Raw genomic sequence first — 19,316 nt, 5'->3', positions numbered from 1 at the left:
TGCGCTCATCGTAGTTCGGCGACGCCCGCGTCCCCGGCAACGAATCGCAGTCAGTCCAGGAGGACCGTCGTGAACGTCGCAACCTGAGTGAGCCCGATCCGCGCGTACGCGCGCCGAGCGGGGTAGTTGAAACTGTTGACGTAGAGGCTGGCCACGCGCCCGCTCCTGACCACCGCGTCGACGACGGTTGCCGTCCCCGCCGACCCCAGACCCCGGCCTCGGTAGAGAGGATGCACCCACACACCTTGGATCTGGCCCACTGTGGCCGAGCGTGAACCGATTTCGGCCTTGTACACGACCTGACCGTCCTCGAAACGTGCCCAAGCTCTACCCGCCGCGATGAGACTCGCGATCCGACGACGGTAACCACGGCCACCGTCGTTGGCCCGCGGGTCCACACCCACTTCCTCGATGAACATCGCCACGGCGGCCGTCAAGTACACGTCGAGTTCGTCGGCGCGAACCAACCGAACGGAAGGGTCCGGAGGAAACTCCGAGAGCTGGGAGGTGGCGAGGAGCGGTTGCTCGCTTCGCAACTCACGCGGCGCTCCCCAGTCGGCTTCCAACATTTCCCACAGCGGAAGCGTCAACTCGGCGCGCCCGACGAGCGAGGAACACATACGTGGGCCTCGGCAGGCGCGGTCCGCGAACGACCGCAGATCGTCGACGTCGCCGAGCAGTGGAACGAGGTTGGCACCGTAGAAGCACAGAGACTCCTGCGGTCCGCCTCGACTCCACATCTCGCCGTGGAACGACCGTGGGTCGAGCCCGGATTCCTGCACACGCGCGGCGATCATGCAGGTGGCAATCGGATCGGCGTCGAGCACGCGGAGAACACTGGCAGTGTCCTTGTTGCTCAGTGGCTTCGCGCCGAGGAGCTTGAGCACCGTCCCTCACCTCCCGAGCTATGCGCGTCCACCGTCATGGAGATAGATTGCCAGATCGACGCATGCATCGGGGACTTTACGGGTGGGACATTCGGGCCCCACTTCGAACACTTACCCGACCGTGACGACCGGCGCTCCCGAGTCGGCACCCTCACCCTCGTCGAACTCCTCGGCGATGCGCATCGCTTCCTCGATGAGAGTCTCCACGATCTGGGCCTCGGGCACGGTCTTGATCACCTTGCCCTTGACGAAGATCTGGCCCTTGCCGTTTCCGGAGGCCACACCGAGATCCGCGTCGCGAGCTTCACCCGGACCGTTGACGACACATCCCATCACAGCGACGCGCAGCGGGATCTCCATACCTTCGAGACCCGCGGTGACCTCGTCGGCGAGCGTGTAGACGTCGACCTGCGCGCGACCGCAGGACGGGCACGACACGATCTCGAGCTTGCGTGGCCGCAGGTTGAGTGACTGCAGAATTTGGTTTCCGACCTTGATTTCCTCGGCGGGCGGCGCGGACAGGGACACTCGGATGGTGTCGCCGATACCGCGGGACAGGAGCGAGCCGAACGCCACGGCGGACTTGATGGTGCCCTGGAACGCCGGCCCCGCCTCGGTCACACCGAGGTGAAGCGGGTAATCGCACTGTGCCGCCAACTGCTCGTAGGCCGCGACCATCACGACCGGGTCGTTGTGCTTGACCGAGATCTTGATGTCACCGAAGCCGTGTTCTTCGAACAGGCCTGCTTCCCACAGTGCGGACTCGACGAGCGCTTCCGGGGTTGCCTTTCCGTACTTGTCCATCATCCGCTTGTCGAGCGACCCGGCGTTGACGCCGATGCGGATGGGGATGCCCGCATCGCCCGCGGCCTTCGCCACCTCTTTGACTCGGCCGTCGAATTCCTTGATGTTGCCGGGGTTCACACGGACAGCAGCGCAGCCGGCGTCGATCGCGGCGAAAATGTACTTGGGCTGGAAATGGATATCCGCGATGACGGGAATCTGGCTCTTCTTGGCGATGATGGACAGCGCATCCGCGTCGTCCTGTGTGGGACATGCCACACGCACGATGTCGCATCCGGACGCCGTCAACTCTGCGATCTGCTGCAGGGTGGCGTTGATGTCGTGAGTCTTGGTGGTGGTCATCGACTGCACCGAGATGGGGTGGTCGCTGCCGACACCGACGGTGCCGACCTGCAGTTGACGAGTCTTACGGCGAGGTGCGAGTACGGGAACCGGCGGTGCCGGCATTCCCAATCCGACTGACACAGTCACTTCGTTGCCTTCTTCCGGTGAGCTTCACCCATGAGTCTACTTAGAACAACTGGATCGGGTTCACGATGTCCGCTGTGAGCGTCAGCAACATGTATGCGCCGCCGATCACGATCACTACGTACGTGACGGGCATCAACTTCATGTAGTCGACCGGTCCGCCGTTGGGCAGCCCGCGTCGGTTGCGGAAAAAGTTGCGAATCCGCTCGTAGATCGTCACCGCCATGTGCCCGCCGTCGAGAGGTAGCAACGGCAGCAGATTGAAGATGCCGAGGAAGAAGTTCAAACTCGCGAGAAGCAGCACGAACACCGGCCACATCGACCGCTCCACCAACTGTCCACCGATCACCGACGCACCGACCACGCTGATCGGAGTCTCGGCGTCACGCTCACCGCCGGTGATGGACGTCCACAGATCCGCTACCTTGCTCGGCATCTGAACCAGTCGATGCGCGGTCTCGACGAACATGTCGCCGGTGAACGCGAACGACGCGGGAACCGCGGCGAGAGCGTTGTACTGGGTCGGCAAGAACCGTTCCATCGACACTCCGACAGCGCCGACCGTCGCCGACCGTCGGCCGGTTTCCGTACCGTCGGACACCCAGCGCTGCACCTGCTGGACCTGAACGGGGAACGTCAACTCGGCACCGTCACGTTCGACGACGAAGGTCGCGGTGCCGGACAGAGGCTGTGTCGCCGCGACGACGTCCGTGAATTCGGGTGTCTCGGTGCCGTTCACCGAGACGATGACGTCGCCCTGCCGAATGCCCGCCTGAAACGCCGGGCTCGGGCCGCTGCATTCCGGGAAGGTCAGATCGTCGTTCTGCGTCGGCGGAACGCACTGCATCTCCCCGACCATCGCGCCGGCCGGCGGGTTCAGATTCGGTAGTCCCCACCCGACGGCCAAGGTGAAGATCAGCACGAAGCCCAGGACGAAGTTCATCCCGATGCCGCCCATCATGACGACGAGCCTCTTCCAGGTCTTCTGGCGGTACATGGCACGGTCGATCTCGTCGGGAGCGAGTTCGTCGATCGCGGTCATGCCGGCGATGTCGCAGAACCCGCCCGCCGGAATGGCTTTCAGCCCGTACTCGGTCTCGCCTCGACGGAACGAGAAGACCTTGGGACCGAAACCGACGAAGAAGCGGCGGACCTTCATTCCCGTCGCGCGGGCGGTCCACATGTGCCCCGCCTCGTGCAGCGCAATCGACACCGTGATTCCGAGGGCGAACAGGATCACCCCGAATACGAACACCATCTGGCTCAGTCCTTCTGGTTCAGGAGTTCGCGGGCGTGGGCGCGGGCCCACGAATCTGCAGCGAGGACGTCGCCGACGCTGGTGGGCTCGGACGTCCATCGGCCCGTGCCGGAGTCGAGTACCTGTCCGACCGTCTCCACGATCTGCGGGAAATCGATCCGTCCCGCCAGGAATGCTTCGGCAGCAACCTCATTGGACGCGTTGTACACCGCCGTCATGCATCCTCCGAGCACTCCGGCTTCACGGGCGAGGTGAACCGCAGGAAACACCCGGTCGTCGAGTGGCTCGAAATCCCAGGTGAACGACGTGGTGAAATCGATCGCTCGAGCCGCGTCCCGGACGCGGTCCGGCCACCCGAGCGCGAGCGCGATGGGCAGGCGCATGTCCGGCGGGCTGGCTTGAGCGATGGTCGACCCGTCGAAGAACGTGACCATCGAATGAACGATGGACTGCCGGTGAACCGTCACGTCGATGCGGTCGTACGGAATGTCGAACAGCAGATGGGTCTCGATGAGTTCGAGGCCCTTGTTGACCAGTGTCGCCGAATTGAGGGTGTTCATCGGCCCCATCGACCACGTCGGGTGCGCTGCAGCCTGCTCCGGCGTCACCGACTTCAGTTCCACCTCGGACCATCCGCGGAACGGGCCACCCGAGGCGGTGAGGATCAGGCGATCGACCTCCGCCGCGCGGCCTCCGCGCAGACACTGAGCCAGCGCGGAATGCTCGGAATCGACGGGCACGATCTGGCCGGGTGCGGCCGCGGACGTCACCAGCGAGCCGCCCGCCACCAGTGATTCCTTGTTGGCGAGGGCGAGTGTTGCACCCGACTTCAGGGCGGCGAGGGTCGGTTCGAGGCCGCGAGAACCCACCAGGGCGTTCAACACGATGTCTGCCTGCACCGACTCGACGAGGTCCGTCACAGCTCGGTCGCCGGTGAGAATGTTCGGCAGGTTCAGCTCGGCGCCGGCCGTGGGGTTCGCCACCGCGACCGCGTCGACGCCCGTCTCACCGATCTGCTGACGAAGCACGTCGATGTTTCCACCACCCGCCGCAAGCCCCACCACCTCGAACTTGTCCGGGTTGGCCGCGATGACGTCGAGCGCTTGGGTACCGATCGATCCGGTACTACCCAGCAGCAGCACCCTCTTCGGGCTGCCCGACGGTGAATCTTCGACTCGCAATGGCTCCGGCACCCGTCCATTGTTCCTGATCGAGTCTGAGAGTTCGCTATGCGTGTGCCGTCCCTAAGCTGACACCGTGCCACTACCGACCCATGTGACCGATCTGATCAGCTACGAACTGCTGTTGTCCGTGGCAGAACTCGGCAGCATCGGACGCGCCGGAGAGGCGCACGGTATGTCTCAACCCGCGGCCAGCGCACGGCTGGCAGCGCTCGAGCGACGCGTCGGCGTCCCGCTTCTCGAACGGACGCCCCGCGGCGCCACGCTGACGGCGACCGGAGAACTCGTGGCGAGTTGGGCCGAGCGCGTCGTCGTCGAAGCCGCACACCTCGCGACGTCCATCGAATCACTTCGCACCGACCGAAACAGCCAGGTGAGAGTCGCGGCGAGCCTCACGATCGCCGAGTACCTCGTCCCCCGGTGGCTGATCACTCTGCGTGCGCAGGAGCCGTCGGTCACACCGACGCTGTCGTCGGGCAATTCCGCCGACGTCTCTGCCTCCGTTCTCGCCGGCCGCGCGGACATCGGCTTCGTCGAGAGTCCCGACGTGCCGTCCGGCCTCGAGCACCGCGGTATCGCGCACGACGAACTGGTCGTGGTCGTCGCCCCGGGCCACGAGTGGGTGGGCCGCACGATCACCGCACGCGAACTGTCGTCGACGCCGTTGGTGACCCGAGAATCCGGGTCGGGCACCCGCCGCGCCCTCGAACGAGCGCTGGGAAGCGCCGACTCGGCTCCGCCGTTGCTCGAGGTGTCGTCCACCACGGCGATCAAGGCCGCAGTCGGCGGCGGAATGGCGCCCGCAGTGCTCAGTTCACTTGCCGTGTCCGCCGAGTTGACGGCAGGCACGCTTGTCCGTGTCCGCACGGAGGGGCTGGACCTGCGCCGCTCTCTGCGTGCCGTGTGGCCCACCGGCACTCGTCCGAACGGGCCGTCGTCGACGCTGGTGACCATCGCCGTAGCGGCCGCCGAGTCATAATCTGTGGTTTGGGCGCGATAGGCAATCGACGTCTACCGTCGCCGCCCGCGGACGGGCACCGTGAGTGTCATGACCACGACGCTCCTCGCGAACGCACCCGCCACCCGACGAGGTTCCGTCGTCTCCTCCTCGATGTTTCGAGACATCACCCCGAATCTGTTCACCACGGTGATGGGGACGGGCATCGTCGCCAACGCGGCGGCAACGCTCCCCGTCCAGTTCACCGGGCTACGAGTGTTCGCGACGATCGTCTGGGCATCGGCGGCCTTCGTCCTGACAGCACTGACGGCCGCGCTGGCCGTTCACTGGGTGGTACACCGCGTCCACGCACGAGCACATGCGGCGAATCCGGTGACGGTGCAGTTCTACGGCGCTCCCCCGATGGCCCTGCTCACTGTCGGCGCGGGTGCGGAACTTCTCGGCGGCGACGTCGCGGGCGACGCGACGGCGACGGCCGTCTTCGCGACGTTGTGGACGACCGGGACCGTGCTCGGGGTCCTCGCGAGCGTGACTGTTCCGTACCTCATGATCACCACGCACGACCACACCGACGTGGCTGCTCTACCAGCGTGGTTGATCCCCGTCGTTCCCCCGATGGTGTCCGCGTCCACCGGCGCGTTACTGCTCCCGCACATCGCACCCGGCCAGTGGCGGTCGGCCATGCTCGTCGGGTGTTACGCGATGTTCGGGCTCTCGCTCGTCGTCGGCATGCTGACCGTGGCTTTGGTGTACGGGCGTCTGCTCCACCGCGGTGCACCGGCTGCTCAGGCGGCCCCCACGATGTGGATCACCCTCGGGATCGTGGGCCAATCCGTCACGGCGGCAGTGCTTCTCGGCAACGATGCAGCGCTGGTGTTCACCGGCGACGACGCGACGATCGCCACAGGTCTACGTGTGTTCGGGATCGTCCACGGGCTGGTGATGGGCGGCTTCGGAGTGTTCGTGTTCGCCCTCGCCGCGGCCGTGACAATGCGCTCCCTGCGTCGCGAACGAAGCTTTTCCATGAGCTGGTGGTCGTTCACGTTCCCGATCGGTACGTGCGTCACCGGCGCGACCGCGCTCGGCGGCACTCTGGGCTCCGCAGCTGTCGACGCCGTGGCCGTAGTCCTCTACGTGGTGCTGGTCTCTGCCTGGGCGGTGGTCGTCGCCCGCACCGTCCGTTCCCTCACGTCCACCCGTGCGCCGTAGGAGGATGCTCGGCGATCCAATGCCGGGCGATGTCGACACGTCGGGCGATCCACACCTTCTCGTGCGACTGGATGTGGTCGAGGAAACGCTCCAGCGCCCTGATGCGGGCCGGACGTCCGACGAGTCGGCAGTGCAACCCGACCGACAGCATCTTCGGTGAACCGGCTTCACCCTCGGCGTACAGAACGTCGAACGCGTCGCGGAGATGGGCGAAGAACTCCTCCCCTGTCGAGAATCCACCGGGCGACGAGAAACGCATGTCGTTGGTGTCGAGCGTGTACGGAACGACGAGGTGGTCCACGGTGTCCGATCCACGATTCACCCGAGCCCAATACGGCAGGTCGTCGGCGTAGGAATCGGAGTCGTACAGGAACCCTCCGTGCTCGACGACGAGCGACCGAGTGTTGGGTGAGTCGCGGCCGGTGTACCACCCGAGGGGAGCCGATCCCGTCAGCTCGGTCAAGATCTCCATGGCTTCGGCCATGTGTTCACGCTCGACGTGCTCGTCGATCAGTTGATAACCGATCCAACGCAATCCATGACTCGCGATTTCGTGCCCCTGTTCGACGAAGGCCGCCACCGCGTCCGGATTGCGCTGCATCGCCCGGGCGACGGCGAACACGGTCAACGGCAGTCCGCGGCGCTCGAACACTCGAAGCACTCGCCATACGCCGGCGCGAGATCCGTACTCGTACAACGACTCCATACTCATGTGCCGGTTGGGAAACGCCTGAGCCCCGATCATCTCGGACAGAAAGGTCTCCGATGAGGTATCGCCGTCGAGAACGTTGTTCTCGGACCCTTCCTCGTAGTTGAGCACGAACTGAACGGCGATCCGTGCCCCACCCGGCCACCGCGGATCAGGAGGATGCGCGCCGTAGCCGACCATGTCGCGCGGGTAGGGCACACGGGAGTGGGACAGTGGTTCCGGAGTCACGGAAGTCGAGTCTTCCAGCAATCGCGCCGGCGCGCCGAGGATACGGACCCTGGTGGCTACGACGGACGGTCGTATGCAAATATTGTCGATGACGAGCGCGCCTGCCGACGGCGTGAGACATGACCCGAGAGGATCGACCGGTGGCACAAACCGAGCTGAACCCCGCTTCGTACGACCCGGTCGAGTACACCCACGAGGACATCGCCGAGGTCCCGTCCGCCGAGTGGGGATGGAGCGGTGAGTCCAGCAAAGCCATGCGCGTCGCGGCGATCGTCGTGGCGGCCATGCTGCTGTTCATGATTCACGGCAACCACACGGGCCTGGTCGAGGACCTGTGGCTCATCGGCTTCGCGATCGCGCTGGTCGGCATCGTGGTGCGCGACGTGATCGTGCGACGCAAGCCTCGCTGACGAATTTCCAGGCCTTTCCAGGTCCCAGGCCTTTCCAGGTCCCAGGCCTTTCCAGGTCCCAGGTCTTCCAGGTCCCAGCCTTCCTACGTCGAATGCCCGGTACGACTCGAAGTCGTACCGGGCGTTCACGTTTCGGTAAGTAGCGCGCCTAGTTCTCGGCGGCGAGCTGACCGCATGCAGCGGCGATCTCCTGACCGCGAGTATCGCGGACCGTGCAGGACACACCTTGGGCGATGACTCGTCGCACGAATTCACGCTCGACGTCCTTCGGGCTCGCGTCCCACTCGCTGCCCGGCGTCGGATTGAGCGGAATCAGGTTGACGTGCACTCGCGAACCCAGCGCCTTGTGCAGCTTCTTGCCGAGCATGTCGGCACGCCACGGCTGGTCGTTCACATTCTTGATCATCGCGTATTCGATCGAGACACGACGACCGGTTCGATCGGCGTAATACCGAGCCGCCGACAGGACCTCGGCCACGGACCACCGATTGTTCACCGGCACCAAGGTGTCACGCAGCTCGTCGTCAGGAGTGTGGAGCGACACTGCGAGGGTCACCGACAACCCCTCGTCGGCGAGCTTGCGAATCGCCGGCGCAAGTCCGACGGTCGACACCGTCACCGACCGCTGCGACAGACCGAGCCCGTCCGGCGCGGGCGAGACGATCTTGCGGACGGCTGCGACGACTCGCTTGTAGTTCGCGAGAGGCTCGCCCATACCCATGAACACCACGTTCGACAATCGGCCTTCACCGCCGGCCACTACGCCGTCGCGCAGATCCGCCGCCGCCGAGCGAACCTGGTCCACGATCTCGGCTGTGGTCAGGTTGCGATCGAGACCGCCCTGCCCCGTCGCGCAGAACGGGCACGCCATTCCGCAGCCCGCCTGACTGGAGATGCACAGCGTCGCGCGGTCCGGGTATCGCATCAGGACACTCTCGAGCAGAGTGCCGTCGTTCGCCTTCCACAGCGTCTTCCGGGTGTCGCCGTCGTCGCACGCCAGGTGTTTGATCGGCGTGAGCAGCGTGGGGAACAGATCGGCGCCGACCTTGTCACGCACAGCGGCGGGAAGGTCCGTCATCTTGCTCGTGTCCGCTTCGAGGCGGCTGTAGTAGTGCCTGGCCAACTGGTCGGCACGGAATGCAGGCAGCCCGAGTGCCTTCACCGCGTCCTTCAGGCCGTCACGATCGAGATCCGCCAGGTGACGCGCAGGCATACCGCGCTTGCGATCCGCGAACACCAGCGGAAGCGCAGCCCTCGTCGGTGTGGACGTGCCCTCGGCCGAGTCCGGCGAGGGAGCAGTCCCGGTAGCAGCGTGTGCGTCGGAAACGGAAGCGGAGTCACTCATAGTGCCTCCAGTGTCCCACTCCTGCGCACCGACGCCTATTCAGCACAGTTCACCGTCGACGCCGTCCGTTTCCAGCTCGATGCGGAGGGGTAACCGAATCGACAGCAGATACGCGTGCATTCCCGCCTCGCGTACGAAAGGATCGAACAATGTCCACACCAGCAGGAGATCGCGACGACGGTTCGTACTCGGACGCGGTGGCGCCGTACGAGGACTCGGGTCCGTCGGCGATCACGACGCCGGATTCGGACCAGCACAGTGCACCCGATCCGGAAGCGGTTCGTGACACGAGGCCAGCCGCCGGGACGACGCCGGACGGCATCGCGCACACCAAAGCCGCAGCTACATGGACCGGCCTCGTGGTCGGCGCGATCGTACTGGTGATCCTTCTCATATTCATCTTGCAGAATCTCGACGCTGTGCCTGTGGAAATATTCGTGTGGACGTTCGAGCTTCCGCTCGGCGTGAGTATGTTGCTCGCCGCGATCGCCGGTGCCCTCGTGATGGCCTTGGCGGGCGGAGTCCGAATCCTTCAGATTCGGCGTGCGGCAAAACGCAAGTAAGAGATCGAACGGTGAACAGTATGCACACAAGCTGGCGTCGTCGAACTGAATCGATAATGCTGGAAGTGCCCGATTTCACCACAAGGAGCCTTTTGTGACCACTTTCATGGAGACACCCGTGACGTCTGGCGTTGCGCCCGAGCGTGCCCGCTCGTGGCTGTTGGTACCCGCCACCAAACCCGACACGTTCACCGCCGCCGCCGAATCCGAAGTCGATGCCGTCATTCTCGACATCGAGGACGCCGTCGCACCGACCGCGAAGCCTGCTGCCCGTGACGCCGTCGTCTCCTGGCTGGAAGCCGGAAACTCCGCATGGGTGCGAGTGAACGACGCGACGACGAACTTCTGGGCCGACGATCTCGCCGCGCTGTCCGGTTTGAAGGGACTCGCGGGCATCATGCTGGCGAAGACCGAGAGCGGCAGCCAGGTCGAGGCGACAGCGTCGCGCCTGGCCGAGGGAACCCGCATCCTCGCACTCGTGGAATCCGCCATGGGCCTCGAAGCAACACCCGAGATCGCCCGCGCGGACTCCACGTTCCGACTCGCGTTCGGCAGCGGCGACTTCCGGCGCGACACCGGAATGAGCGACGAGCCCCTCGCCATGGCATACCCGCGTTCGCGGCTCGTCGTGTCTTCGCGTGCGGCACGCCTCCCCGGTCCGATCGACGGCCCCACGCTCACCGCCAACGAGAGCATCCTCGCACGCGACTCGGCCCTCACTGTGTCGATGGGCATGACCGGCAAACTGTGTATGCACGCCGAGCAGGCTCCTACCGTCAACCGTGAGCTCGCACCGTCGCCGTCCGACGTGACCTGGGCCGACGAGGTCGTCGACGCACTCGGTGCCGACGGCGCACGGGTGAAGGACGGCAGCGACCTTCCACGTCTCGCCAAAGCACTGAAAATTCGGGACGCCGCCGAGATCTTCGGAGTTCGCGCCGGGTGAGCCGAACGGTCAGGCCAGTTCGATGCCGGCAGGTTTGCGGCGGACATGGACTCGGTATCTGACGTCGAAGTCAAGGCCAGGGATGCTTCGTGCAGCCCTGGCCGCTGTGCTTCGGGTGAACTCGATCCCCAGAACCTCCCGCATCGTTCGGCGATTCGAGAACTCCCACCGAGTGTCGACACGGGTCAACGCGAATCCTTGCGCCTCGAAGAATGCTTCCACAGCGCTGCAGTTGTACTTCGGCAGATCGGCACGCATCCAGTCTCCGTAGGGCGACGCCGAGACGTCGAGATCCACTACGACGAGGCTTCCGCCTGGAGCGAGCACTCGCAGCGCCTCGGTGATCCCCGGCCCCGCCCCGACCCCGAAGAAGTACGCCGTCCGGGCGTGCACCAGATCCACGGACGAGTCCGGCAGCGGCAACGATTCCGCGTGGCCTGCGACCACCTCCACGTGGTCCAGACCGGCTACTCGCATCGCGGCAGCCGCCCGGAGTGGCTCGTGCGGCTCGACGCCGATGACCCGACTCGCGTCGGCTGCGAAGTCCGGTAGGTGGAATCCTGTTCCGCATCCAACATCGACCACGACGCGGCCGTCCCAGGGAACCGCCGCGCGCAGATACCGTGGGATGTTTCCGTCGATGTCCTGCGCCAGGTTCTCGGCCTCGTAGATCTCGGGCCAGTGCCAGATGTTCGGACTGGGGATGGTGCGGGGATCCGTCACAGCAGGATCGCGAACACCAGCCACGCTACGAAAGCCGACGGGAGCAACGAGTCCAGACGATCCATGATGCCGCCGTGACCCGGCAGCAACGTACCCATGTCCTTGATGCGGAGATCCCGCTTGACCTGAGACTCGATGAGGTCGCCGAGCGTACCTGTCACCACGAGTACGACGCCGAGGAGAACGCCGATCATGGAGTTGGCGTCGAGGATGAGTGTGACCGTCAGAAGGCTGCCGATCACGCAGAACAGCAACGACCCGGCCAGACCTTCCCAGGACTTCTTGGGACTGATCGCCGGAGCCATCGGGTGCTTGCCGAACAGCACCCCGGCGACGTATCCGCCGACGTCGGAGCAGACGACCGCGATCAGGAACACCAGAACCCGTCCGGCACCGTTCTCTTCCAGCACCATCAGCACGGCGAACGAGGCCAGAAGCGGTAGCCAACAGGCCACGAGAACGGTGACTGCGAGTTCGCGCAGGTAATTCTTGGGTGCCGATCCAAGCCCCTGCTGCAGCAGCAGCCAGACCATGCACACAAGCACGGTCGCCGCCGTTGCACTCAACACGCCCGTCGTACCCCACGGCCATCCGGACCAGATGATCGCTTGCCCACCGGCGATGAGCGGAATGCGCGGAACCAGAATGCCCGCTTCGCGGAGACGCTTGGACACCTCGTACGTCGCGACCGCAAGTGCGACGGCGACCACTCCGATCCACACCCGCGGCGCGAACACCATGATCAGAATCAGCGAGATCCCCAGGCCACCACCGACACCGATGGCGGCGGGAAGATTACGGCCGGCCTTGCCGGGCGACTTGGCAGCTGCACTGCCCGTACCGGTCGGGTCGGATGCGGCAGACCCCAGTGGTCGTTCCGTACCCGCCACGACGCTGTCTCCTTGCTTCACGTGTTCCACTTCGGTTCCGCGAGGACCCGACCTCCGCAGCGCGGAAGGTCAGACCTCCATCAGGTCCGCTTCCTTACGCTTGACGAGCTCGTCGATCGCCGCGGTGTACTTGGAGGTCGTCTTGTCGAGCTCGTTCTCCGCGCGAACGACCTCGTCCTCGCCGGCCTCGCCGTCCTTCTGGATGCGCTTGAGCTCGTCCATGGTCTTGCGACGGACGTTGCGAATGGACACCTTCGCGTCCTCGCCTTTGCCCTTGGCCTGCTTGACGAACTCGCGGCGCCGTTCCTCGGTCAACTGGGGCACACCGATGCGGATCAGGTTGCCGTCGTTGGTGGGGTTCACGCCCAGATCCGAGTTCCTGATCGCAGTCTCGATGGGGCCGAGTTGGGCCGCCTCGTACGGCTTGATGACGACGAGCCGGGCCTCGGGGACATTGATGCTCGCGAGCTGGGTGATCGGGGTGGGCGCCCCGTAGTACTCGACGACGATGCGATTGAACATGCCGGGATTCGCGCGGCCGGTACGGATGCCCGACAGATCGTCGCGGGCGACGGTGACAGCCTTCTCCATCTTTTCTTCTGCGTCGAAGAGCGCTTCGTCGATCACGGTCTGTCCTCCATAGTCCTTGCCGGGATCCCGGCTCCTCGTTCGTCGGTCACGTCGTTCACGACTTGACCAAAGTACCGATGCTCTCGCCTGCAACCGCACGCGCGATGTTGCCCTGCGTCAACAGGTTGAACACCATGATCGGCATCTGATTGTCCATACACAGGCTGAAGGCAGTGGCGTCGGCGACCTTCAGGCCCTTCTCGAGCACCTGCCGATGCGTGATGGAGTCGTACATCGTGGCCTCGGGATCGAGCTTGGGGTCGGCGGAGTACACCCCGTCGACGGCCTTGGCCATGAGCAGCACTTCCGCGCCGATCTCGAGCGCACGCTGAGCGGCCGTGGTGTCGGTCGAGAAGTACGGCATTCCCATGCCGGCACCGAAGATGACCACTCGGCCCTTCTCGAGGTGACGCCTCGCGCGTAGCGGGAGGTACGGCTCCGCGACTTGCCCCATGGTGATCGCGGTCTGCACGCGGGTCGCTACGCCCTGCTTCTCCAGAAAATCCTGCAGTGCGAGGCAGTTCATGACCGTACCCAGCATGCCCATGTAGTCGGAGCGCGAGCGATCCATACCGCGAACCTGAAGCTCTGCTCCGCGAAAGAAGTTTCCACCGCCGATGACGACGGCTACCTGGACGCCAGTGGAGACCACCTCGGCGATTTGTTCGGCTACGTTGTTGACGACATCCGGGTCCAGGCCGACCTGGCCTCCTCCGAACATCTCACCACCCAGCTTCAGCATGACTCGCTTGAATCCGGGGCGGTCGGTGGCGGGATCGGTCATTGCTCTCCTCGGTTCTCGCCTTCTCGAATGCGCACGGTGAAAAAGGCGCATCGAAGCGCCTACGGTCTCATCCTGCCCTATCGGCAGCGTCGCGGGCGACACCGCCCGCGACGCGTCGGCACTCGACCGCGCTGGTGCCGACACGGACGATGCCGCCCGCTCGACATGTGTCGAGCGGGCGGCATCGTGGGTGACCGATTTCGTCGACTTACGAGAAGTCGATCAGTTCGCGCCGACCTCGAAGCGCGCGAAACGCACCAGCGTCACGCCCGCCTCGTCGAGGATGGCCTTCACGGACTTCTTGGAATCCTGGACCGAGGACTGCTCGGTCAGCACGACGTCCTTGAAGAAGCCGTTGACGCGGCCTTCGATGATCTTCGGCAGAGCCTGCTCCGGCTTGCCCTCCTCGCGTGCGGTCTCCTCGGCGATGCGACGCTCGGACGCGACGATCTCCTCGGGAACCTCGTCACGCGTGACGTACTTGGCCTTGAGTGCGGCAACCTGCATGGCTGCGCCGCGAGCGGCCTCGGCTGCGGCTTCGCCCTCGCCGGTGTACTCGACGAGAACGCCGACGGCGGGGGGAAGATCTGCGCTGCGCTTGTGCAGGTAGGTGGCCACGGGTCCGTCGAAGGACACGACGCGACGGATCTCGAGCTTCTCACCGATCTTGGCCGAGAGCTCCTGCAGGGCGTTGTCGACGGTCTTGCCGTCCAAGTCGAGTGCCTTCAGCGCATCGACGTCGGCGGGCTTGCCATCGGCGGCAACGGCGGCGACGGAATCCGCGAACGCCTGGAACTCCTCGTTCTTCGCGACGAAGTCCGTCTCGGAGTTGATCTCGACGAGGACGCCGCCCTTGGCGACGACCAGGCCTTCGGCGGTGGACCGCTCGGCGCGCTTGCCGACGTCCTTCGCGCCCTTGATGCGCAGCTGCTCGACGGCCTTGTCGAAATCGCCGTCGGTCTCGGCGAGTGCGTTCTTGCAGTCCATCATTCCGGAGCCGGTGAGCTCACGGAGCCGCTTGACGTCAGCGGCGGTGTAGTTCGCCATGTTGAGCGAGCCTCCTCGAATGCTGTGGGTATGGGTCGTCACGCGCGAAGGGTCCTGGGCGGGGTGTATCCCCCGGCCCAGGACCCGTTCGATCAAGCCTGTGTTGCAGGTGCTTCCGCAGCAGGCGTCTCGGCCGGAGCCTCGGCAGCTGCTTCCTGCGTAGCCTCGGCAGCGGGCGAAGCCTGAGCGAGCTGCTCGAGCTCCCACTCGGCGAGGGGCTCGCCTGCGCCGACCTCGGGCTTCGCATCGGTCGAGGTGTTCTGGCCCGCGCGAGCCTGGACACCCTCGGCCACTGCAGAGGCGACGACCTTGGTCAGCAGGGCTGCGGAACGAATCGCATCGTCGTTGCCCGGGATCGGGTAGTCGACGACGTCGGGATCGCAGTTGGTGTCGAGGATCGCGATGACCGGGATCTTCAGCTTGCGAGCCTCGCCGACGGCGATGTGCTCCTTGTTGGTGTCGACGATCCAGATGGCCGAGGGAACCTTGGCCATGTCACGGATACCGCCGAGGGTGCGGTCCAGCTTGGTCATCTCACGCGTGAGCATGAGGATTTCCTTCTTGGTGCGTCCCTCGAAGCCACCGGTCTGCTCCATTGCCTCGAGCTCCTTGAGGCGGAGAAGGCGCTTGTGGACCGTCTGGAAGTTGGTGAGCATGCCACCCAGCCAGCGCTGGTTCACGTAGGGCATTCCCACGCGGGTCGCCTCGGCGGCGATGGACTCCTGCGCCTGCTTCTTGGTGCCGACGAACAGAACCGTGCCACCGTGAGCGACGGTTTCCTTGACGAACTCGTAGGCCTTGTCGATGAAGGTCAGAGTCTGCTGCAAGTCGATGATGTAGATACCGTTGCGGTCGGTGAAGATGAATCGCTTCATCTTCGGGTTCCAGCGACGGGTCTGGTGTCCGAAGTGTGTGCCGCTGTCGAGCAGCTGCTTCATGGTTACTACAGCCATGGCTGAAGAACTCTCTTTCGATTGCCGGTTGACGCAGAGTGTCGTGTGACCTCTGCCCTGGCGACCGCTGGCTGCCGGACCCGCTCGCATCGATGCGGGACCGCCGACAACCGGTTACGAAGTACGTGCCACCGAGGTGGATACTTGCGTTACGCGGACGCGCGAAGTCGACCCGTGCAGGCACAGGTCGCTCACACAGTGTACGACGTCCGCGTCCCTGGTCATAACCGACCTCTGCCGGGAGGCGCGCACGGCCCTGTGGATGAACGGTGTCGTTATCCACAGGCAGGGCCTCACAGCGTCGGTCGGTGCCCCCTGTTCGTGCACGCTGAAGCGATGCGAAACCTCGTCGGTCGTTCAGCGACAGCTCTTCTCGTCACGATCGTCCTCGTGGTCGCCGCCCTCCCAACGGTAGGCGCAGCGCCGCCCCGTGCCGACGGCACCGGATTCACCTGGCCGCTGGCACCTCGCCCGCACGTGCTCCGCGCGTTCGACCCACCCGAGCACGACTGGCTACCCGGTCATCGGGGTGTCGATCTCGCGGGCGCGGACGGACAGTACGTTCTGGCTGCAGGCGAAGGAATCGTCGTGTTCGCCGGAACCGTCGCGGGCAAGCCCGTGGTGTCGATAGATCACCCGAGTGGCCTGCGGACCACGTACGAGCCGGTACGTGCGGCGACGTCCGCAGGTACCCGGGTCGGACGTGGCGACGTGATCGGGTTTCTGGAAGCGGAACACCCCGGCTGCGATGGAGCATGCCTTCACTGGGGGGTGCGTCGCGGACGCGAATATCTGGATCCGACCGTCCTCGTCGAACGGGCACCCGTCCGGCTCAAGCCGCTGACGTCCTAACGCCAGCTGGGTCCGGAGTGGCGGCCCGACGCAGCGGGGAAATCGTCCGCGACCATCGCCGCGAGTTCGACGAAGGCAGCCCTGGTCTGAGGTCGCAGAAGATCGAGGTCCACCACAGCGCCCTCGGCCAGGTGCTCGTCGAACGGCACGACGAGCACCGCACGACACCGTTCCAGAAAGTGCTGAGTCAACAAGTTCATGTCGACGGCGGACGAACCTGGACGGACCGAACTGATGACGACGACCGTGCGCTCCACGAGGTGGCCGTACCCGTGCAGCTGCAGCCAATCCAGGGTGGCGGCCGCGCTTCGGGCACCGTCGACGGCCGGTGAAGACACGAGCACGAGCGCGTTGGCGAGCTGCAGCACACCGTTCATCGCCGAGTGCATGATGCCGGTACCGCAATCCGTCAGAATGAGGTTGTAATACACCTGCAGCATCTCGATGACGGACCGGTAGTCCTGCTCGCCGAACATCTCCGACGCGGCAGGATCACGTTCTCCGGCAAGGACTTCCAACCGACTGGGAGCCTGCGACGTGTGTGCACGGATATCCGAGTACCGGCGGATGTTCGGGGCGTCCGCCAACAGATCGCGCACGGTGGACGACGTCTGCCTCGGAACCCTCTCGCCGAGCGTGCCGAAATCCGGATTCGCGTCCACAGCGATCACGCAGTCCCCGCGGAGCGACGCGAAGGTGGCACCGAGACCGAGCGTGGTGGTCGTCTTGCCGACGCCACCCTTCAAGGAGAGGAAAGCGATGCGGTAGTCACCGAGGACGGGCTGCCGAATGCGTTCCACCTGGTTGCGGTAGCGCTCCTCGGCAGTCGACTCGCCTGGATTGATGACGCCGCCGGTGAGCCGGTGAACACCCCGGCGCCACCCGGACGTGGACGCACGTTTGGGTCGCCGGAGCAAACTGTCCGGGGCAAGGTCCTGACTGGTCGGCTGAAAGCGAGGGTCGTGCGGCTGGCCACCGGGGTACCCGCCACGATCACGGTCGTCGGAAGTACCGGCCGGGCCCGGCGCCCACGGCGGGGTCCACTCCTCCGGACGCGGGGTGCCTGAGGGCCGGTCAGCGGGCTGTCGATCAGCGGGCTGTCGATCAGCGGTCGGAGCGGGTGCGTCGGGCTGGGACGGCGACGTGAACCTCGGCGGCGCCGGCTGCCGTTCCGATCCGCGCGGAGTCTGCCAGGGGGGAGCCTGACGCTCCCCGTTCATCGACGTCCCGGTGAACGGAACCTGATGAGCAGCGCGCACCGGCTCCACAGGCGTAGTGCTGGGTCGCGCTGCACCGTTCGAGCCGGTCTGGGCACGTATCGACCACGCGGCCGATGCGCCGTGCGTGTGCTCGCGGTCCACGGTCCCCCCGTCTCCACAATCATGGGCATGTTCTGGGTCACTCACGGCAGTGCCGGAAGGACACCTGATATCCGAACACGACATCTCTTCGAGCCCAGAATACTTCGCAAGCGGTCTGTTTCCCACGACGCTACCAAACACTCACGAATCAGCATGTGGCAGAGCTCACGCATCGACCCGGTCACGCCCGGGGGTGCGCCCTGTCGTGGACCGCACGCAGACGATCAACCGACACGTGGGTGTAGATCTGAGTGGTGGCGAGCGACGAGTGCCCGAGAAGCTCCTGCACCACCCTCAGGTCGGCTCCACCTTCGAGAAGATGGGTAGCTGCGGAGTGCCTCAACCCGTGCGGGGCGAGATCGGGTGCTCCCGGAACGGAGGCCAGGACCTCGTGAACGGCCGTGCGGGCCTGACGCGGATCCAAGCGCCCTCCACGACGCCCCAGCAGTAGCGCGCCGCCGGACCGCTCCGTGGCCAGTTCCGGGCGTCCGTACGCAAGCCACTGGTTCAACGACTCCGCCGCCGGGCCCCCGAACGGCGCGGATCGCTCCTTGTCGCCCTTGCCGACCACGCGGACCACGCGTCGCTGATCGTCGACGTCGCCGATATCGAGTCCACAGAGCTCGCTGACGCGGATTCCGGTGGCGTAGAGCAGTTCTACGACGAGCCGGTCCCGCACTGCGACGGGATCGAGCTCCTCGGCTCCGATCTTCGCCCACGCCATCGCTTCGTCGGCTTGGTTCTGCTTCAGAACGGACGGGAGATGCCGCCCCGCCCGGGGAGCCGACAGGCGAAGTGCTGGATCCGTGTCCAACCGGCCCGTTCCGACGCACCAGGCCGTGAAGGATTTCGCCGACGACGTCCGTCGAGCCAGCGAGGTTCTGGCCGCCCCGCTTCGGGCTTGCGAGGCCAGCCAGGATCGAAGCACCTGCAGGTCGAGCGCACTCAGATCACTTGTCTCGTTCACGTCGACGAGGTAGTGCAGCAGTGATTCGGCGTCGCGCAGGTAAGCGCGAACCGTGTGCGGCGAACGGTCCCGACCCAGCGTCAGATATTCCGCGTACTCGTCGAGATGGACTCTCAGAGTCGTCGGCAAAGCGTCCATACCCG

At 65.3% G+C, this 19,316-nt stretch carries 20 protein-coding genes; 6 read left to right on the top strand and 14 right to left on the bottom strand.

Annotated elements, in window-relative coordinates:
* Window positions 1–50 precede the first annotated feature (50 nt).
* The 4 genes from ACFULT_RS14045 to dxr form a co-directional block, all read right to left on the bottom strand.
* Complete coding sequence (locus tag ACFULT_RS14045; protein WP_037111449.1) at window positions 51–887, bottom strand: GNAT family N-acetyltransferase; 837 nt, start codon at window positions 885–887, stop codon at window positions 51–53.
* A 111-nt stretch (window positions 888–998) separates the two neighbouring features.
* The gene (gene ispG / locus ACFULT_RS14040; protein ID WP_019664228.1) at window positions 999–2,138 is read right to left on the bottom strand and encodes a flavodoxin-dependent (E)-4-hydroxy-3-methylbut-2-enyl-diphosphate synthase; all 1,140 of its coding nucleotides are present in this window, start codon (window positions 2,136–2,138) and stop codon (window positions 999–1,001) included.
* A gap of 64 nt (window positions 2,139–2,202) precedes the next feature.
* Window positions 2,203–3,417 (bottom strand): M50 family metallopeptidase, encoded by a 1,215-nt coding sequence (locus tag ACFULT_RS14035; protein ID WP_378481732.1) that lies wholly within the window; start codon window positions 3,415–3,417, stop codon window positions 2,203–2,205.
* Window positions 3,418–3,422: 5 nt separating this feature from the next.
* Window positions 3,423–4,610: a 1-deoxy-D-xylulose-5-phosphate reductoisomerase gene (gene dxr / locus ACFULT_RS14030; RefSeq protein WP_371828875.1), complete on the bottom strand. Its 1,188-nt coding sequence runs from the start codon at window positions 4,608–4,610 to the stop codon at window positions 3,423–3,425.
* Window positions 4,611–4,692: 82 nt separating this feature from the next.
* Here dxr and ACFULT_RS14025 point away from each other — a divergent pair, with 82 nt between their 5' ends.
* Together ACFULT_RS14025 and ACFULT_RS14020 are read left to right on the top strand one after the other, a co-directional pair.
* The gene (locus ACFULT_RS14025; RefSeq protein ID WP_094721807.1) at window positions 4,693–5,577 is read left to right on the top strand and encodes a LysR family transcriptional regulator; all 885 of its coding nucleotides are present in this window, start codon (window positions 4,693–4,695) and stop codon (window positions 5,575–5,577) included.
* Window positions 5,578–5,646: 69 nt separating this feature from the next.
* Window positions 5,647–6,765, top strand: a complete 1,119-nt coding sequence (locus tag ACFULT_RS14020; protein ID WP_378481731.1) for a TDT family transporter — start codon at window positions 5,647–5,649, stop codon at window positions 6,763–6,765.
* Here the strand turns inward: ACFULT_RS14020 and puuE are convergent.
* Window positions 6,743–7,654: an allantoinase PuuE gene (puuE, locus tag ACFULT_RS14015; RefSeq protein WP_378481900.1), complete on the bottom strand. Its 912-nt coding sequence runs from the start codon at window positions 7,652–7,654 to the stop codon at window positions 6,743–6,745. The two genes, ACFULT_RS14020 and puuE, sit on opposite strands and share 23 nt — an antisense overlap.
* 188 nt (window positions 7,655–7,842) lie before the next feature.
* Between puuE and ACFULT_RS14010 the strand changes: the two genes are divergently transcribed.
* On the top strand, window positions 7,843–8,112 hold the full coding sequence (locus ACFULT_RS14010; protein ID WP_094653453.1) for a DUF2631 domain-containing protein: 270 nt from the start codon (window positions 7,843–7,845) through the stop codon (window positions 8,110–8,112).
* A 148-nt stretch (window positions 8,113–8,260) separates the two neighbouring features.
* On the opposite strand, the gene rlmN is transcribed toward ACFULT_RS14010, so the two are convergent.
* Window positions 8,261–9,325 carry a 23S rRNA (adenine(2503)-C(2))-methyltransferase RlmN gene (gene rlmN / locus ACFULT_RS14005; protein WP_217900789.1) on the bottom strand — a complete coding sequence of 355 codons (1,065 nt, stop codon included), beginning with the start codon at window positions 9,323–9,325 and terminating at the stop codon, window positions 8,261–8,263.
* Between the two features lie 281 nt (window positions 9,326–9,606).
* Between rlmN and ACFULT_RS14000 the strand changes: the two genes are divergently transcribed.
* Window positions 9,607–10,020: a lipopolysaccharide assembly LapA domain-containing protein gene (locus ACFULT_RS14000; RefSeq protein ID WP_378481730.1), complete on the top strand. Its 414-nt coding sequence runs from the start codon at window positions 9,607–9,609 to the stop codon at window positions 10,018–10,020.
* A gap of 106 nt (window positions 10,021–10,126) precedes the next feature.
* Window positions 10,127–10,966: a CoA ester lyase gene (locus tag ACFULT_RS13995; protein WP_037111436.1), complete on the top strand. Its 840-nt coding sequence runs from the start codon at window positions 10,127–10,129 to the stop codon at window positions 10,964–10,966.
* A gap of 9 nt (window positions 10,967–10,975) precedes the next feature.
* Here the strand turns inward: ACFULT_RS13995 and ACFULT_RS13990 are convergent, their stop codons facing one another.
* The 6 genes from ACFULT_RS13990 to rpsB all read right to left on the bottom strand — a co-directional run bounded on the left by ACFULT_RS13990 (window position 10,976) and on the right by rpsB (window position 15,993).
* Window positions 10,976–11,689: a methyltransferase domain-containing protein gene (locus tag ACFULT_RS13990; protein ID WP_037111435.1), complete on the bottom strand. Its 714-nt coding sequence runs from the start codon at window positions 11,687–11,689 to the stop codon at window positions 10,976–10,978.
* Window positions 11,686–12,558, bottom strand: coding sequence for a phosphatidate cytidylyltransferase (locus ACFULT_RS13985; RefSeq protein ID WP_052059347.1), 873 nt, complete (start codon window positions 12,556–12,558; stop codon window positions 11,686–11,688). The genes ACFULT_RS13990 and ACFULT_RS13985 overlap by 4 nt, the downstream gene beginning before the upstream one ends.
* 90 nt (window positions 12,559–12,648) lie before the next feature.
* Window positions 12,649–13,206 (bottom strand): ribosome recycling factor, encoded by a 558-nt coding sequence (gene frr, locus ACFULT_RS13980; RefSeq protein ID WP_037111432.1) that lies wholly within the window; start codon window positions 13,204–13,206, stop codon window positions 12,649–12,651.
* Window positions 13,207–13,264: 58 nt separating this feature from the next.
* Window positions 13,265–13,993 carry a UMP kinase gene (gene pyrH / locus ACFULT_RS13975; RefSeq protein WP_019664242.1) on the bottom strand — a complete coding sequence of 243 codons (729 nt, stop codon included), beginning with the start codon at window positions 13,991–13,993 and terminating at the stop codon, window positions 13,265–13,267.
* A gap of 222 nt (window positions 13,994–14,215) precedes the next feature.
* Entirely contained in the window at window positions 14,216–15,040 is an 825-nt protein-coding gene (gene tsf, locus ACFULT_RS13970) for a translation elongation factor Ts (RefSeq protein WP_037111430.1), read from the bottom strand.
* 92 nt (window positions 15,041–15,132) lie between these two features.
* The gene (gene rpsB, locus ACFULT_RS13965) at window positions 15,133–15,993 is read right to left on the bottom strand and encodes a 30S ribosomal protein S2 (protein WP_019664244.1); all 861 of its coding nucleotides are present in this window, start codon (window positions 15,991–15,993) and stop codon (window positions 15,133–15,135) included.
* 336 nt (window positions 15,994–16,329) lie between these two features.
* Between rpsB and ACFULT_RS13960 the strand changes: the two genes are divergently transcribed.
* Entirely contained in the window at window positions 16,330–16,845 is a 516-nt protein-coding gene (locus ACFULT_RS13960) for a M23 family metallopeptidase (protein WP_378481729.1), read from the top strand.
* Here ACFULT_RS13960 and ACFULT_RS13955 read toward each other — a convergent pair.
* On the bottom strand, window positions 16,842–18,206 hold the full coding sequence (locus ACFULT_RS13955; RefSeq protein ID WP_037111427.1) for a MinD/ParA family protein: 1,365 nt from the start codon (window positions 18,204–18,206) through the stop codon (window positions 16,842–16,844). The two genes, ACFULT_RS13960 and ACFULT_RS13955, sit on opposite strands and share 4 nt — an antisense overlap.
* Window positions 18,207–18,387: 181 nt before the next feature.
* Window positions 18,388–19,311, bottom strand: coding sequence for a tyrosine recombinase XerC (locus ACFULT_RS13950; protein WP_378481728.1), 924 nt, complete (start codon window positions 19,309–19,311; stop codon window positions 18,388–18,390).
* Window positions 19,312–19,316 lie beyond the last annotated feature (5 nt).

This window comes from Rhodococcus sp. NPDC057297 (assembly GCF_042667435.1).
Lineage (GTDB): Bacteria > Actinomycetota > Actinomycetes > Mycobacteriales > Mycobacteriaceae > Rhodococcoides.
This window is presented reverse-complemented; position numbering and strand designations above follow the sequence as displayed.